Below are 14929 nucleotides of genomic sequence, written 5' to 3'. Positions count from 1 at the left end.
GGCCTTCAACCCAAATCAATTCACCATTGATCAATTGAGGCTGTTTTGTGTACCTATCTAAACCGTAACCTGCCACGGTATGAACATCAGCATGGAGTAGGCCAACATCTAATAAAGTTTTAACAAAATAAGCCATCCCGCCTGCTTTTTGGAAATGATTGATATCTGCTTGACCGTTTGGATAAATCCGAGCGATTAATGGAGTGGCTGCTGATAATTGTGCAAAATCATCCCAGTTTACCGAATACCCTGCCATAGCTGCTGTGGCAATCAAATGCATGGTATGATTAGTAGATCCTCCCGAAGCCAATAATCCAACGATTCCATTTACTATATTTTTCACATCAATCATCTGCCCTATTGGCACATAATCAGAATTTAGACCGGTCAAAGATAACACTTGGCGCGCTGCTGCTTTCGTTAACGCATCTCGCAAAGGAGTGTTGGGATTAACAAATGAAGAACCAGGGAGCTGTAACCCCATCAACTCAACAACTAATTGATTCGAATTTGCGGTACCATAAAACGTACACGTACCTGGAGAATGATATGAGGAAGCTTCCACATCCAATAAAGCGCTCTTATCTACCTGGCCTGCAGCATATAATTGGCGAACTCTTGCTTTCTCCTGATTGGAAATACCAGAAGGCATAGGACCAGCCGGGACGAAGATAAAAGGCAGATGGCCGAAAGCCAAAGCAGCCATTAATAAACCAGGCACTATTTTGTCGCAGATACCTAACAACAATCCCCCGTCAAACATGTTATGAGACAAAGCAATAGCAGTAGATAACGCGATAACATCACGGCTTAGTAAACTCAACTCCATCCCAGGCTGCCCCTGCGTGATCCCATCGCACATAGCAGGAACACCGCCAGCAAACTGGGCTACACCACCTGCTACTGAAATGGCCTCTTTAATTAAATCAGGAAAAACAGCATACGGTTGGTGTGCAGAAAGCACATCATTATAGGAGGAAACAATCGCTATATTGGCCTGGGAACTACCTCTTAAAATAGCTTTGTCTTGTTTAGGACAGGCAGCAAAACCATGAGCCAAATTTCCACAATGCAATAGACCTCGTTGCGGGCCTGAAATACGCGCTTTAGCAATTTGATCCAAATACACTGATCTTTTCTGGGCACTTCGATTTTGGATATTTGCTGTCACTTGCTTTATTATAGGGTGCATTCTTTTTCCTCATCAGCCGGAGCATACATCACTTGCACATTAGCTTTGGAGTTATGTAACACGGCACAAACTGGCATAATGGCCGGTTTGTTATTTCTCATGGCCTGCTCCAAGACAGATCGCTTTCGTTGGCCTAACAAATGTAAAAAAATATTATGGCTATCTAGTAACCGTCTTTTGGATAAACTAATTCTCTGAAATGGGGCTGTTCTAGGATTGACTAAAAGTATTGCCTTTGCCTTATCATCTAAACCAGCACTTAGTTCATCACTACAGGGGAATAGCGAAGCTGTATGTCCATCTTCGCCCATTCCTAAAATCACCGCATCAAAAGTTGGTAAAGAATCAATTAACCTATCCACAGTTTGTAAATGTGTCAAGAGATCTACTTTTTCGTCATATAAGCTTATAAATTTTGCATTTTTTGCTTTATGTTGCAGTAAGAAATCGCAAATCAACCGTTCATTACGTTGGGAGGCTGCCAAGCCGACACATCGCTCATCGGCTAATGTAATGACAATTTTTTCCCAAGGCAGGTCAGCTAAAGCCAGCTTCTTAAATAAATCAATTGGAGTTTTACCTCCAGAAACAACCAAATATGCTTTTCCTCGTAATTTGATAGCATTTGATAAAATAGTTTTTAACTTTTCTGCCATTTCATGAGTTAACTGATTGGCATCGGTAAAACTATATAATTGCATTGTGCTCGCCCCAAACATGTGCCTGCCCATTAAATAAACGCATGACTTCTTTGGGCCCCCAAGAACCTGATGGATAAGTATACAGTGGAATATTTTTTTCCTCCCAGGCAAACACAATGCTGTCGATCCATTGCCAGGCTTGTTCAATTTCTTCTCGGCTCACAAATAAATATTGATTGCCTAACATCACCTCTAATAACAATCTTTCATAAGCATCAGCGATTCTGCGAGTTTTAAAACTATGGTGAAAATTCAAGTCTAATTTACTATCATGTAACTCCATGCGCTCGCCAAGACCTGGTACTTTATTCATTATCCGCACTTCGACACCTTCATCAGGTTGTAAACGTATAATTAACTGATTGGGTGATAATTCTTCTTTAAGAGAGTGAAAGATATTATAGGGCTGGGGTTTAAAATAAATCACTACCTCGCTTTGTTTTTTGGGCAATCTTTTACCAGTTAGCATATAGAATGGCACACCAGCCCATCGCCAATTGTCGACATACGCTTTAATGGCAACAAAAGTTTCTGTTTTAGATGTCTGACTGGCTCCTTGTTCTTCCAAATAACCCAGTATTTTTTTGCCATTTATCAAATGATTAGCTACATATTGAGCCCGAATTGTATGGTCATGTACATTCGTCTTGTTAATAAAGCGCAATGATTTCAATACCTTTAATTTCTCATTGCGAATGCTTTCTGCAGAAAGACTCAACGGGGGCTCCATTGCGATCAAAGATAATATTTGCAGTAAATGATTTTGCAACATATCTCTGACTTGTCCCGATTTATCATAATACTCCCAACGGCCTTCAACTCCTATTTCTTCAGCGACGGCAATCTCTATACGATCAATAACCCGATTGTCCCAATTGGTTGAGAAAATTGAATTAGCAAAACGAAGAACCAACAAATTTAATACAGTTTCTTTACCTAAGTAATGATCTATCCGATAAATCTGGTTTTCCGCAAAAAAACAAGCCACCTGATCATTTGTCGCTATGGAGGAAGGTAAGTCATGGCCAATAGGTTTTTCCAGAACAACGCGGGATGGTTGGCTTGTTAGACCAAGTTGAGAAAGGCCATAGCAAGCTTGAGAATAAAGGCTTGGTGGAATCGCTAAATAAGAAATAATGACTCGCTCAGATGGATTCACATAGTCCATTAATTGTTGATAATCATCCGGTTTATTCAAGTCAAGTTTGCAATAAGCCAGTTTCTCGACAAAACGTAACCAGACTGCTTCATCAATTTTATCTGGGAGAAAGCTTTTAATTTTATTTTTAATCAGATCAACATAAGCTGATAATACTAGCTCTTCACGCGCGCAACCAATAATTCTTGTCTTTTCATGAAGCAAGTCGGCATATTCTAATTGATATAAGGCAGGCAATAATTTTCGGCAAGACAAATCACCCAAAGTACCAAATAAAATGAAATCGCAAGGATACTTCGATTCGGTTTTAAAGAGCATATATCATCCCAAAAATTAATAACTATCCCTTGAATTTCATCGATTTTACATCACTATAATCAAGCGTCAATCAAAATTGATTTTTTAATTTCTGGCAGAACTAATCTCTAAAAATTGCAAAACTTCATTTTTATGCTATAGAAATAAATACGAGTTGATTCATATGAGCATTTAACGCTAGTTAAATAAAAACAAGTTTATTTAGGAGCCCAAATATGCTTAACAAACGATTCTCAGAAAGACTCAATAAGGAGTTAGACAATATTGGCGTACCAGAAGCTACTGCGGAACGAATCGAGGTACTTTCCAAACTTATTAAAGTTCCAAAATTTAAAGCAGAAGCCTTGCTTAATGGAGTGACAAGCCCTGATGAGGCACTATTGAAGACTTTAGCTCAAGAGCTTGAAGTCAACGCCGATTGGTTAATTGGTAAGAGTGACTCTAAATCAGGAACTCATTAAGAACTAACCATGAAATCGATGATTCAAGCTAATTGGTTTTGCCTTCTTCTCAATATATTCAATAATTTTTCCAGCCAAATTAATATTGGTTGCTTTCTCTATGCCTTCAAGACCGGGAGATGAGTTAATTTCTAACACTAATGGTCCATGATTTGAACGAATTAAATCCACACCGGCTACCTTTAACCCCATTGTTTTCGCTGCACTAACAGCAATAGCACGCTCTTGAGGAGAAAGTTTTACTTTAATTGCTTTTCCGCCTTGATGAACATTAGCTCGAAATTCTCCTTCTTTGGCCTGCCTCTTTACGGCAGCAACCACTTTTTCTCCTATAACAAAACAGCGTATATCTGTACCACGAGACTCTTCAATAAATTCTTGTACTAATATATTAGCATGCATCTCTTTAAACGCATTAATGATACTTACCGCCGATTGATGGCTATCAGCAAGAATTACTCCTTTACCTTGAGTCCCTTCTAATAGTTTTATAACTAAAGGAGCACCACCCACCATATGAATCAAATCCTCAGTATCATCAGGAGATTGGGCAAAGCTAGTTAACGGCATAGGAATGCCTTTACGTGCCAATAATTGTAATGATCGAAATTTATCTCTAGAACGTGAGATTGCAAGAGACTCATTAAGAGTATACATCCCCATTGTTTCCATATGCCGCAAAACAGCAGTTCCGTAATAGGTAATTGAAGCGCCAATTCTTGGAATCACAGCATCAAAATGCGGCAAAGGAGTTCCTCCTCGATAATGAACCTTAGGGTTAGACGCCGCAACATTCATATAACAATACAACGGATTAATAATTTTAACCTCATGGCCAGCAGCTTCTCCTTCAGCCTTTAATCGCTTGTGAGAATATAAATGTGGGTTAGTTGCTAATATCGCAATTTTCATGAATTAAACAGTCCTCAGTAATTTCAATGATGTTCACAGCTCTTATCTAAAGCCTAGATTAAAAATGACGAATTATCCTCTCAAATTGACTTATGAGTTGAATAAATTTTTCGCAACGTAATTAATCTGACAACACCTTTTAGATTGTCACTGTGGCATCAAATAAGACCAGCCTTAGCTATTTTTGATATTGACTAAGGTATTGGTTTCTATGGGTTATGACACTAATAGGATATAATCCTTAGCCAATATATCAGCATGGTGTGGCGTAGTAAAAAAGGCATTTAACTCCCCTTGGGGGTTAAATAGCATTACAGCCCCACTGTGCTGTATATCATAATCTTGCGGATCAATATTATCCGTATTAGCCACTTTGGTGTATGCAATACCCATCTCATGGGTCATTAATTTAATTGAATCCTCATCACCTCTCGCGCCATAGAATGACTTATGAAAAGAAGTCACATAACTTCCTAATTTCTCAAGACTATCCCTGTGTGGATCTATAGATATCATCACGACTTGTGGTAAATTTTTCACATTTTTTTCTTCTAGAATTCGGTACATTTTCCCAAGTTCCGCCATAGTAGTTGGGCACAGGTAACCGCAATTGGTAAATCCAAAAAATACCAAAGTCCATTGGCCCTGCAAGCTTGAATTATTAAAAGTTTTTTGATCAGTACCCATTAGACTGAAATTATTAACACTTCTTGGATTTTCAAGATAGGTTCCATGAAACTCAGCAACATTGATCTTTCTCTTAAAATGAAAATTTTGAGAAATATAAACACCGGCAAACAAACTAATCAGGGCAAGTACTGTCAAAGAGAACCCTTTTGTTTTTATGTTCATTTTAACCCCTTAAAAATAATGATCTATTAATAAAAAGACAAACAGTAACATCAAGTAGACAATAGAAAACCTGAATGTTTGCATAGCAACCACCGGTTTGTCAGTACGGTATAATTTATGCACCCAAAATAAAAATCGGCTACCCAAGATTAAAGCACCTAGCAAATAAATTCCGCCACTCATGCCTACAATAAAAGGGAGAAGACTGACGACTAGTAATAAAACGGTATAAAGATAAATATTTAATTTGGTAAACGGAATACCATGTGTCACAGGTAACATTGGAATTTCAGCGTGCTGATATTCTTTATATCGATAAATTGCTAACGCCCAAAAATGAGGTGGGGTCCAAGTAAATATAATGAGTACTAACAATAACGCCGCTGGATCGAGCTGATTCGTAATGGCAGTCCAACCTAGCAATGGAGGAGCAGCTCCAGCTAAACCACCAATGACTATATTTTGCGAAGTAGCACGCTTTAAATACCCTGTATAAATACCGGCATATCCAATCAATGTTACAAATGTCAATAATGCTGTTAATAGATTAACAAATACAATCAGAATACTTAATCCCAATATCCCAATAGTCACAGCGAACCATAATGCTTGTTTTACTGAGACTCTTCCATAGGCTACTGGCCTTTTTTTAGTTCTGTCCATAACAGAATCGACATGTCTGTCTACTAAATGATTAATTGCAGCAGCACTCCCAGCGCATAAACCAATTCCAAGTAAAGTCCATGCTATTAACTTTAAATTAATCCAACCGGGAGATGCTAAGTACATTCCCACTATTACAGTTAATAACATGAGCAACACAACTCGTGGCTTGCACAGCTCTATATAATCACGCCAATCTACAGAGAGACGAGTCGCACATTCAGTAGGCATGATGATTTGGTCCCCCATTAGTAAAATGCAAAGCACTAAATGCAGTTGCTAATAACAGGGCTGCCATTCCGTTATGGGCAACTGCCACCTTAAGCGGTAACAAATAAATCACATTCATTACTCCTAAAGTGAATTGAAGCAATACCAGCAGAGCCATAATAATAGCTGTTACTTTTAAATAATGTGACCGACTTTGAATTAGTATTGTTAATGAAAGAATCAACACATAGCTTGCAGTCAGCATGGCTCCGACTCTATGTGCAAATTGAATACTAGCCCGAACTTCATTCTCAAGTAATCCACCTTGATAATTGGCTCCTACTGCAGAAAATAAATTAAATCCTTTGGCAAAATGCAATTCAGGGAACCAGACTCCGTTACACATTGGGAAGCCTATACAAGAAATACCAGCGTAGTTAGCACTTACCCACCCTCCTAACGCGATTTGCAGTAAAATGATAAAAATTCCCAAACGCAACCAGGGACGCCATTCAGGTAAATCCTGACCACGCAAATGGCTTATTTGTAAGCGAAACCGACATAAACAAGCCACTATTAACATACCACCTAATAAATGCCCCATTACTACGACAGGTAACAACTTTAAAGTGACAGTCCACATTCCCAGTGCTGCTTGAAATACCACTAAAAGCAACAATGCTGTAGGGAGATGCCAAGGTAAAGTATTATTCTGAAGACGACTGATTAATACTCTGAACGCCATGAAAAAAATCAAAAGACCAACCCCCTGCTACATAGCGATGAACCATTTCCGTCCAAGCCTTTGTTGACTCAATAGGAAGATTAGGATACTTGGATTGAGCTTCCTGCAGGCCTTTATCTACTCCGGGAAGAACCATCCGACCATAACAGCCTGGCCAATCTGGACAACCTAATCCGGCATCTGTTAAGCGAGTATAAGCCCCTAACATAATCACAACGAAAGCCAGAAAAACAGCCAAAGAAGCCACTACTCTTATTGAACGATTAGACATTAACTTATCCACTCTTAATTTCAGTTGTGTTGAGCAAAAGTTTCAGATCTTTGTAGATGTTATCTGGATTACCTCCTGGCTGATAACTTAATATGAGGTAATTATCTGGGTTCGCTACAAAAATTTTTGCGTCTGAAGATAAATTGGTTAACTTTGCCATTTCAATTAATGGCAATGCAGCAACATGGATGTCCTGTTCCTTTAAAATAGGCTTCAATTCTTCAGCGACTGATGAATCTTTATTACTTAGAATTAACCACTCATCCACCTGGTATAATTTTCGTCCCAAAGCAAGACGGATACGACCCAACAGATTAAGCTGCTTCAGGCAAGTTTTATCACAGCCTTCGGGACTCCAATAAATAATGCGCCATTTTACATGGTTATCGAAAGGCTTCATAGCTATTGGCGGTGACAACAAAATCCCCTTATTCACTTTAGAAGAACCTAGCCAAGAAGGATGTTGATAGAATAAATAAGCAATTATTCCTGGTGCAGCAAAAATTGCTGCCAATATTAATAGAGTAATATATTTAGTGTATTGCTTCTTCATTTTTTCTTTAAATTTAACGCTACAAATATAAACAGAATCACTAATGCCATGGCAAACCATTGTACTGCATAAGCAAAATGCCGTCCGGGAGCCATGGATACTATCTTCCATTCGCGTACAAAACCAAAGTGCTCATTTTTGTCGAGACGAATAATAAACGGATAGACTTTTTTTTGCAAAATTTGTTTCAGTATTTCTTCATCAACAAGCTCAAGAACAGTCATTTTGCTCCCTTTTTTTTCAAAGCGTGGCCCTAGTACCCATTGTTTCTGGCTTGGAAAATAAACAGAACCAAGTATTTCAATTTTTCCATTGGGAGTCTGAATTTTGGGAAGCGTTCGCCGTGTCATGTCACCAGAAACCCAACCTCTATCTACCATAACAATAGAATCATCACTAAGAAGCAGAGGAGACAATACATTATAACCAAATTGATGTTGATAATGCTGGTTATCCAGAAAAAATAGGTCAGGGAGATAAATTCCTTGTAAACTAATTCTTTGATATTGTTCTGGCAGTTTTTGTTCAATACCCCAAAGAAATGGTTTTTGTTTTGCTAACTTTTCTTGAGCTGCTATCATTCTAGTTTTTTCATCGGCTCTCTGGATCTGCCACAATCCAAGACTTATGAACATGAAAATGAAGGATGCAGTAAGAACAAGCATTGGCCAGTTTGAGGTGAAACGAAAATTAAAACAGGTTAAACTAGGCATCTTTAATCAACTACTATTAATTTAATAACATTCCAATAGACCTCTTTTGAAACACACTGGAAGGCAGAAGTGCAATCAGGAGCGAAGTGCAGAAATCCAATATACGAATTAGTACAGGAAATTTGAGCAACTCGCCAACAAAACAATTACTCTTCGTCTAAGAAGCTTCACAAGAGGCCCATGAAACTTGCAATATCGGGAGTATAACAAATGTTCACAAAAATCTTCATTATCTTTATCATGATTATTATTGTTGTTTCCTTAGCAAGTGCACTTTTTTATCTGGTCAAAGACTCAGATAAATCCAAACGTACTGTTAAGGCTTTAACTATTCGGATTGGGATCTCATTGTCCTTATTTATCTTTTTATTCATTGCATTCAAATTGGGACTTATTCAACCGCATGGGATTTAGAGTGTGTGGCGTTCTGAGGCTTGTCGACAGAGCCCAGTTATACCGAGAGATTTCTGGGTACCGCGGGCAACTCCATGAAAGTTTCTCAAAAAATTGAGACAGTGAGGATCCCCCAGGGACAAACCGCAGTATGTTGTGATTATAGAATACAGACCTAAAATTTCTAAATTGTTTAATAAACAATCTATACTTTTGATGTAATCCACAAAAACGACGGTGATCATGATGATAACAGTGCTGTTTTTGCTTTATTTCATTATTGGCTTACAAATTCTATATAAACCTAATAAAACTATCATATTCCAATTTTTTATCAGCTTCTTGCTTGTATTAATAGTCTTTAATTATCACAGTCACCTGGTGAGTTTATGAATAAACAAGCACAACTTCATTTTTTAGGAAATACAGCAGGGCTAGTTATAATTTGTAGCATTTTAATTTTCGCATTCGCAGATCAATTCCTATTTCATGCGCTACCTTGCCCAATATGCATCTTGCAACGGGTTTGCTATGTTGCTGTGGGACTTTGTTTTATGATGAATTTAAAATTAGGTATTAGAGCATCCCATTATGGACTAATGCTTTTGGCTGCTATTTTAGGACTATCTATTTCCATTCGGCAAGTTTACATCCATTTAATGCCAGGTGACCCAGGCTATGGAAATTTATTTTGGGGACTACATTTTTATACTTGGTCAGTAATAATCTTTTCAGTCATTATCTTGTTGATAGCAATAGCTTTAATTCTTGAGCGTGGCATTATGCCAGAATACAAAGTACAGAACTGGGGAATAAAAATAATCATTGGGTTATTTATTGTCTTGATTCTTGCCAATGGAATCAGTACATTTTTAGAATGTGGACCGCACGAATGTCCAGACAACCCTAGTAGCTATTATTTATTTGAACAATAATAAAGAATCTTGAGGATTTAAAATGCGCGTTTTATTTATTGGTTTAACATTTGTCAGTGGATATTTATATGCCGATACTATTAATAACTATATGAATATAGCTAACAATATTCCACAAATGGAGATGAAGGCGGATCCTCAAGCACAAGCCTGGGCAAGATCAGCACGTCACGTACTAACAATAACCAGTGAAAGCATTGCTGAAACATTGATACAAGCTAATGAGACGGCAAAAAGCCAAGGCAAACCTATTTTTTGTCTACCCCAAGGAGCACAGCTGAATGCATTTACAATGAATGAACTCATTCAACAAACTTATAAAGAGATATCCAGCCAACAAAGTGACAAAGATAAAATGACAGTATCTCAAGTTGCTTTATTAGGGCTTAGTAAAAAATATCCTTGCGAACCAAGCCCTCAAGAGAAGCAAATACAGCATGTGGCTGCTCTATTAACCCCTCAATAAGCTCTTTAGGCGTTAATTAGTTATTTACTGAACTCTTCAAAAGCTTCCAGGGCTTCCGCAGCATACATTAGTGAAGGCCCTCCTCCCATATAAACCGCCATACCCAACGCTTCTAATAATTCTTCTCTAGATACCTGTAATTTAACTAAAGTCTGTGAATGAAATCCAATGCATCCTGGGCATTGTTTAGCAACTGCTAAGGCCATCGCAATCAATTCTTTGGTTTTTTTATCTAATGCTCCGTCCTTGGTTGCGGCTTGTCCTAATGCAGAAAATCCGGCCATTAAATCAGGCATCTCTTTGCGAAACTTGGCTAGCTGGGTATTGATATCTTTTGTAATATGCGAAAATTTATCTGACATTTAAGACACTCCTGTTTTAATTATAATTTTTAAGTGATTCTAATTTACTGCATAAAATTATTATGCAAAAGATTTATTCTAAATTAAAGCAGGCTAGGCTTCATTAATTGCTTAGTATCAGTTTGATTTTAATTTGGGACTAGCGTTAACTAAATAGTCCTTGAGATTATGATATCGCCCTATTTAAAGTTTCTTTAGCGATAGTTAGCCTTTTCTCAACCTCTCCTAATTCAGCTTGTAGATGCAAAATTGTCGAAGGATGAGAGTGAGACTTCATTTGCTTAAAAGCTTTTGTCATAGATTGATGTTGGCATTCTAAAGTATGAATATCCTCTTCCAGACTTTTTATCCATTGCTGCCTTGTACTAAGCATAGTCAAATCAAAAGAAGCCTTTTTTTCAGGTTTATTATTTTTTTTATCTATTTGGCATAGGATTACTAATACATTAATTTTTTGTTGGATGCGCTCAGCTAAAAAATAAGCGCTTAGCTCATCTTTGTGTTTTTGCAAAGCTTGAATATCATCTTTAATTTCTTTTACACAAGCAGAGCCGGTTAATTCAATACCTGAAGAAAATAAACCTTTTGGCAAATTATGAATAGAAAGAGAGGAACTTAACCCACTAATTTTCCACTCCAGCTCTGGTAGTCTTGTGATTAGCTTTGCTAACAATTCCTCAATATAGCTCATAATTAGGGTATTCAAAACCTAGGTGAGTCAATTAAATAGCCGGCTCCAAATCAACTTTCTTGGATTGTAACCAGTTACTGATAAATGGAGGGGCGCACATCAACAGCAAACCAATAATTAAAGTCAGTTCATACCGTGTCGCACTGCCAACGTCAATCCCTTCGGGAGGGATAAAGCTTACAATTAAGGTGGTAACTACCCCAATAATACCTATGCCAGCAATAAATAACATTCCTATCATTCCACCAGGTATTTTAAAAGGCCTGGGGTGGTCTGGCTGGCTTAAACGCAATTTAATTGCTGCAAAAAGCATAATCAAATACATCAACATATACAATTGAGCTGCCAAGGCAGTCAATAACCAATACGAACCATTAACGCTTGGCATAAATAAAAATAAGGCCGACAAGACAGTAACTATGATTGCTTGAGTACACAGCATCATAGCTGGAGCACCTTTTCCATTGGTCTTCTGAAACAGCTCTGGTAAATTACCTTCTTCTGCAGCGACTAATAATCCTTTCGTTGGAGCAATGATCCAATTACTCACTCCCCCTAATCCACCCAATACCAGCATAATCGCAACTACTGGCATCATCCAATCCATATGATATTTTAAGAAAAAGGCGGAAAATGCCTGCATAATTCCAGCAACTAAGTTGATATCCTTTTGTGGTAATACCACCGCAATAGCCAATGATCCTAAAATTAATGTACTCAAAATAATGGCTACAGAATAAGTAAGTGCTTTGGGGAAAGCATGTTGAGGGTTTTTGACATCGTTCGCATGAACAGTAGCAATTTCTATCCCACAAAATGACAATATAATCGCAGTTAAAGAAACCCACATGCCTTTATCAGACAAGTGCGGAACAACGCTGGGTAAGTCGAAATTAATTTGTAAGGGATTACCTTGAACTATCCAAACAAACCCCAACCCTATAATTAAAGACATTGGTAATAATAATCCGGCCAAAGAACAAATATTACTAAACAAGGCAGAGGATTTCATGCCATACAGATTGACAATGGTAGCTCCCCAAAAACAGCTGACAATAACTGCCCAAAGAAAATAGGGATTGGTAGTTAAGGAAGGATTAATTAAATAACCTATTGTACCGGCAACAAATGATAAAATCGTAGGATACCAAATCACGTTTTCTATCCATTGCAGCCAAATAGCCAGGAATCCCGACTTTTTCCCAAAAGCTTCTTTAACCCAAATATAGACTCCTCCCTGTTTAGCCCATCCAGAGGCTAATTCCGCTGAAACTAGAGCGGTTGGAATGAGAAAAAACAAGGCTCCTAAAATAAAATAAAAAATCAATTGACTCCCAAATAGTGCAGTAGCTGGCAAATTACGAATACTATCCACAGAACCAACTGTAATCATAGTCAAGCTAAATATAGTGAGAGAATGTTTTTTATTACTCATTGTATTCCTTCAGTGAGGACTATTTGGAATCAAAAGCTTATTATAAAAAAATAACCTTAAGGAAACCTTAATAATCGAATAAAAAATAACCAAATACCCCTAAACATACTAAACCATAAAAGAACTCTCAATTCGAGATCATTTATCTCAGTACGGTCCCGATGCAAAAAACATCATATGATGATATGGCATGAAAAACCAGTATTCTGTCTACAAATTAATAGCAAGAGTTATATGTTTTATTTTCCTAAGAAATAACTACCTCCTCCCATCATTTTTCATACTTATAGTCGTTTGAGGTAAATTGTAGTTTAAGGCTCTTGATCCAGGATGAAATAAAGTGCCTTTTGCCGCAGAATATTTAAATTGTCGAGCTCTTGCCTGTTGGCTCGCATACGCTTCATTTCGCAGTTGTTTCTCAATCATTTTTATAGCAAGATCATGGTTATTTTTCTTAGCATGACCCAGAGGAGTGAGGCCCTCATGGTCTTTAATGGTTAAGGAAGCCCCTTTTGAAAAGAGTAAATTAAATAATTTGGGATCATTAGTTATTTCAGATTTTTGGCAAGCAAGCATTAATGGCGTTCTCCCCGCCTTATCTTTGGGATCAATTTTAATTCCCTTAACCTTTAACAAATCTTCTACTATGTCACTTCCGCCATACTGACAAGCAATATGAAGCAAAGTTGAAGAATCACTTTTGCGCTTTTGATTAATTCTATGTGGAGAAGCATTCAGCATGGCACGAACTACTTCTTTTCTACCTAAATAGATTGCCGTAAGTATAGGCGAGTTATCGCTTAATCGATTTCGAGAAAAAATTGACCATCCAGAGTCAATACATTTTTTCACTGTGTTCATATCTCCCTGAGTTGCAGCCATAGCAAAAAGAGCCAATCTCTCGCCATAAGTTGTTTTATTCTTTATAGGAAATTCAGGAAAAACATCCTGTAGAGAGCTTGATAATTTTTCTTCAGGATTAATGGAAATAAAATCAGTATTCACCGTAAGTCGATTTCCCAACAATTTGTCCTTACAAGCACGATACAATTCCTTAACTAGATTTTTAGAGGTGAATTCAAAATAAGGCTTATCCTTATCTTGCTGAAACAAATCATTGATATTAATAAATCGCCATTTGTTTCCAGCTCGTTTAAATCCCATAGCATGATCTGCGGTACTGATCATCACCGCCATGTCTTCCTTAATGCCTATCTTTTTTAATAACTCAAAATATTCCGTTGCCTCCTCCTGGCTTGAGAAAGTATGTGTTTTACAAAAAACATGCTGCACAATTGATGAGCCATGATTTATTTTCTTCAAAATAGTATTAATATCGGGCTGCCAAACTAATTCTCCGTATTTTTCTTTATACTGCAACGGCTGTTGGGCAATACAAATTTGTTTCCCCAGAACAGGCAAGGTTTCGAGAATTGCTTCGTCTGAAGTTAACAAATATCCCTTTTCTCTTTTTTTCTGAATCTGCTTTAAGGTAGCGGGCAAATCCGACTGATGAGCTCGTAAAAGATGTAGTTGTTGATAAAATTGAGATTCACTGTTCTGAGCAACTGCCAATGCCCAATTCATGGTAAAACCATAACACACCCCTTCAAACGTAGGATGGTCTAATTGAGTTAACACGTCTGTAATGGCATTATGAGTTAGTTCTTTTGGTTCATGCTCTTTTATTACAGAGGTAACTTGAGGTAACAATTTATATAAAACCAGGCCATAGACTACCGTAATAATAATTAAAATAGAAAGCATTTTCTTTAATCCTGTCACATCCCCTTACACTTGAGTATAAAATTAATCCATAAAATATGTCGATAGGCGAAGAGAAGTAATTTGTCCAGGGCACATTGAGGTTGTAGAGTAGTTTTAAACGATGAATTAC

General features: G+C 37.5%; 17 protein-coding genes and 1 pseudogene. 5 read left to right on the top strand and 13 right to left on the bottom strand.

The features are described from left to right. The 3 genes from OK13_RS08600 to zwf all read right to left on the bottom strand — a co-directional run. Positions 1 to 1192: dihydroxy-acid dehydratase domain-containing protein (locus tag OK13_RS08600; RefSeq protein ID WP_035890153.1), on the bottom strand; the 1192-nt coding region annotated here is incomplete at its 3' end. After that, a complete protein-coding gene (pgl, locus tag OK13_RS08595) occupies positions 1180 to 1893 on the bottom strand; it encodes a 6-phosphogluconolactonase (RefSeq protein WP_035890151.1) in 714 nt (237 codons plus the stop codon). The genes OK13_RS08600 and pgl, both read right to left, overlap by 13 nt. Beyond that, positions 1880 to 3370, bottom strand: coding sequence for a glucose-6-phosphate dehydrogenase (zwf, locus tag OK13_RS08590; RefSeq protein WP_035890150.1), 1491 nt, complete (start codon positions 3368 to 3370; stop codon positions 1880 to 1882). The genes pgl and zwf overlap by 14 nt, the downstream gene beginning before the upstream one ends. A 215-nt stretch (positions 3371 to 3585) precedes the next feature. Here zwf and OK13_RS08585 point away from each other — a divergent pair, with 215 nt between their 5' ends. Continuing rightward, entirely contained in the window at positions 3586 to 3831 is a 246-nt protein-coding gene (locus OK13_RS08585; RefSeq protein WP_035890149.1) for a hypothetical protein, read from the top strand. Between the two features lie 3 nt (positions 3832 to 3834). On the opposite strand, the gene rimK is transcribed toward OK13_RS08585, so the two are convergent. From rimK to OK13_RS08555, 6 genes and pseudogenes are all read right to left on the bottom strand, one after another. Then, complete coding sequence (rimK, locus tag OK13_RS08580) at positions 3835 to 4743, bottom strand: 30S ribosomal protein S6--L-glutamate ligase (protein ID WP_035890147.1); 909 nt, start codon at positions 4741 to 4743, stop codon at positions 3835 to 3837. A 216-nt stretch (positions 4744 to 4959) separates the two neighbouring features. Next, positions 4960 to 5595 (bottom strand): SCO family protein, encoded by a 636-nt coding sequence (locus OK13_RS08575; RefSeq protein ID WP_035890142.1) that lies wholly within the window; start codon positions 5593 to 5595, stop codon positions 4960 to 4962. 9 nt (positions 5596 to 5604) lie between these two features. After that, positions 5605 to 6489: a heme o synthase gene (gene cyoE, locus OK13_RS08570; RefSeq protein WP_035890140.1), complete on the bottom strand. Its 885-nt coding sequence runs from the start codon at positions 6487 to 6489 to the stop codon at positions 5605 to 5607. Beyond that, positions 6479 to 7484, bottom strand: a pseudogene (locus OK13_RS08565) (COX15/CtaA family protein). The gene cyoE and the pseudogene OK13_RS08565 overlap by 11 nt, the downstream one beginning before the upstream one ends. Before the next feature lie 4 nt (positions 7485 to 7488). Beyond that, positions 7489 to 8037 (bottom strand): hypothetical protein, encoded by a 549-nt coding sequence (locus tag OK13_RS08560; protein WP_035890138.1) that lies wholly within the window; start codon positions 8035 to 8037, stop codon positions 7489 to 7491. Beyond that, positions 8034 to 8750 carry an SURF1 family protein gene (locus tag OK13_RS08555; RefSeq protein WP_035890137.1) on the bottom strand — a complete coding sequence of 239 codons (717 nt, stop codon included), beginning with the start codon at positions 8748 to 8750 and terminating at the stop codon, positions 8034 to 8036. Before OK13_RS08555 ends, OK13_RS08560 begins: the two co-directional genes overlap by 4 nt. 210 nt (positions 8751 to 8960) lie before the next feature. Here OK13_RS08555 and OK13_RS08550 point away from each other — a divergent pair, with 210 nt between their 5' ends. The 4 genes from OK13_RS08550 (at position 8961) to OK13_RS08540 (ending at position 10544) form a co-directional block, all read left to right on the top strand. Continuing rightward, positions 8961 to 9164, top strand: a complete 204-nt coding sequence (locus OK13_RS08550; protein ID WP_035890135.1) for a twin transmembrane helix small protein — start codon at positions 8961 to 8963, stop codon at positions 9162 to 9164. A gap of 222 nt (positions 9165 to 9386) precedes the next feature. Next, the gene (locus tag OK13_RS16180) at positions 9387 to 9536 is read left to right on the top strand and encodes a DUF5993 family protein (RefSeq protein ID WP_420911427.1); all 150 of its coding nucleotides are present in this window, start codon (positions 9387 to 9389) and stop codon (positions 9534 to 9536) included. Continuing rightward, positions 9533 to 10078, top strand: a complete 546-nt coding sequence (locus OK13_RS08545; protein WP_035890133.1) for a disulfide bond formation protein B — start codon at positions 9533 to 9535, stop codon at positions 10076 to 10078. Before OK13_RS16180 ends, OK13_RS08545 begins: the two co-directional genes overlap by 4 nt. Before the next feature lie 22 nt (positions 10079 to 10100). Further along, positions 10101 to 10544, top strand: coding sequence for a hypothetical protein (locus tag OK13_RS08540; RefSeq protein WP_035890131.1), 444 nt, complete (start codon positions 10101 to 10103; stop codon positions 10542 to 10544). A 20-nt stretch (positions 10545 to 10564) separates the two neighbouring features. Here the strand turns inward: OK13_RS08540 and OK13_RS08535 are convergent, their stop codons facing one another. The 4 genes from OK13_RS08535 to ankG form a co-directional block, all read right to left on the bottom strand. Beyond that, positions 10565 to 10906 carry a carboxymuconolactone decarboxylase family protein gene (locus OK13_RS08535; RefSeq protein WP_035890129.1) on the bottom strand — a complete coding sequence of 114 codons (342 nt, stop codon included), beginning with the start codon at positions 10904 to 10906 and terminating at the stop codon, positions 10565 to 10567. A 166-nt stretch (positions 10907 to 11072) separates the two neighbouring features. Next, positions 11073 to 11597, bottom strand: coding sequence for a primosomal replication protein PriC (priC, locus tag OK13_RS08530; protein WP_035890126.1), 525 nt, complete (start codon positions 11595 to 11597; stop codon positions 11073 to 11075). A 31-nt stretch (positions 11598 to 11628) separates the two neighbouring features. Then, complete coding sequence (locus OK13_RS08525) at positions 11629 to 13032, bottom strand: amino acid permease (RefSeq protein WP_035890124.1); 1404 nt, start codon at positions 13030 to 13032, stop codon at positions 11629 to 11631. A gap of 258 nt (positions 13033 to 13290) precedes the next feature. Beyond that, on the bottom strand, positions 13291 to 14799 hold the full coding sequence (gene ankG, locus OK13_RS08520) for a Dot/Icm T4SS effector AnkG/AnkZ/LegA7 (protein WP_052117625.1): 1509 nt from the start codon (positions 14797 to 14799) through the stop codon (positions 13291 to 13293). Between the last annotated feature and the right edge of the window lie 130 nt (positions 14800 to 14929).

The sequence above is a fragment of the Legionella norrlandica genome (assembly GCF_000770585.1).
Lineage (GTDB): Bacteria > Pseudomonadota > Gammaproteobacteria > Legionellales > Legionellaceae > Legionella > Legionella norrlandica.
Note: the sequence above shows the minus strand (reverse complement) of the source record. Positions and strands in the feature narration are given on the sequence as shown.

Excerpts from the sequence above, each read along its gene's own strand:
- pgl (WP_035890151.1), bottom strand. The coding sequence starts at position 1,893 with ATGCAATTATATAGTTTTACCGATGCCAATCAGTTAACTCATGAAATG.
- zwf (WP_035890150.1), bottom strand. The coding sequence starts at position 3,370 with ATGCTCTTTAAAACCGAATCGAAGTATCCTTGCGATTTCATTTTATTT.
- OK13_RS08585 (WP_035890149.1), top strand. The coding sequence starts at position 3,586 with ATGCTTAACAAACGATTCTCAGAAAGACTCAATAAGGAGTTAGACAAT.
- rimK (WP_035890147.1), bottom strand. The coding sequence starts at position 4,743 with ATGAAAATTGCGATATTAGCAACTAACCCACATTTATATTCTCACAAG.
- OK13_RS08575 (WP_035890142.1), bottom strand. The coding sequence starts at position 5,595 with ATGAACATAAAAACAAAAGGGTTCTCTTTGACAGTACTTGCCCTGATT.
- cyoE (WP_035890140.1), bottom strand. The coding sequence starts at position 6,489 with ATGCCTACTGAATGTGCGACTCGTCTCTCTGTAGATTGGCGTGATTAT.
- OK13_RS08560 (WP_035890138.1), bottom strand. The coding sequence starts at position 8,037 with ATGAAGAAGCAATACACTAAATATATTACTCTATTAATATTGGCAGCA.
- OK13_RS08555 (WP_035890137.1), bottom strand. The coding sequence starts at position 8,750 with ATGCCTAGTTTAACCTGTTTTAATTTTCGTTTCACCTCAAACTGGCCA.
- OK13_RS08550 (WP_035890135.1), top strand. The coding sequence starts at position 8,961 with ATGTTCACAAAAATCTTCATTATCTTTATCATGATTATTATTGTTGTT.
- OK13_RS16180 (WP_420911427.1), top strand. The coding sequence starts at position 9,387 with ATGATGATAACAGTGCTGTTTTTGCTTTATTTCATTATTGGCTTACAA.
- OK13_RS08545 (WP_035890133.1), top strand. The coding sequence starts at position 9,533 with ATGAATAAACAAGCACAACTTCATTTTTTAGGAAATACAGCAGGGCTA.
- OK13_RS08540 (WP_035890131.1), top strand. The coding sequence starts at position 10,101 with ATGCGCGTTTTATTTATTGGTTTAACATTTGTCAGTGGATATTTATAT.
- OK13_RS08535 (WP_035890129.1), bottom strand. The coding sequence starts at position 10,906 with ATGTCAGATAAATTTTCGCATATTACAAAAGATATCAATACCCAGCTA.
- priC (WP_035890126.1), bottom strand. The coding sequence starts at position 11,597 with ATGAGCTATATTGAGGAATTGTTAGCAAAGCTAATCACAAGACTACCA.
- OK13_RS08525 (WP_035890124.1), bottom strand. The coding sequence starts at position 13,032 with ATGAGTAATAAAAAACATTCTCTCACTATATTTAGCTTGACTATGATT.
- ankG (WP_052117625.1), bottom strand. The coding sequence starts at position 14,799 with ATGCTTTCTATTTTAATTATTATTACGGTAGTCTATGGCCTGGTTTTA.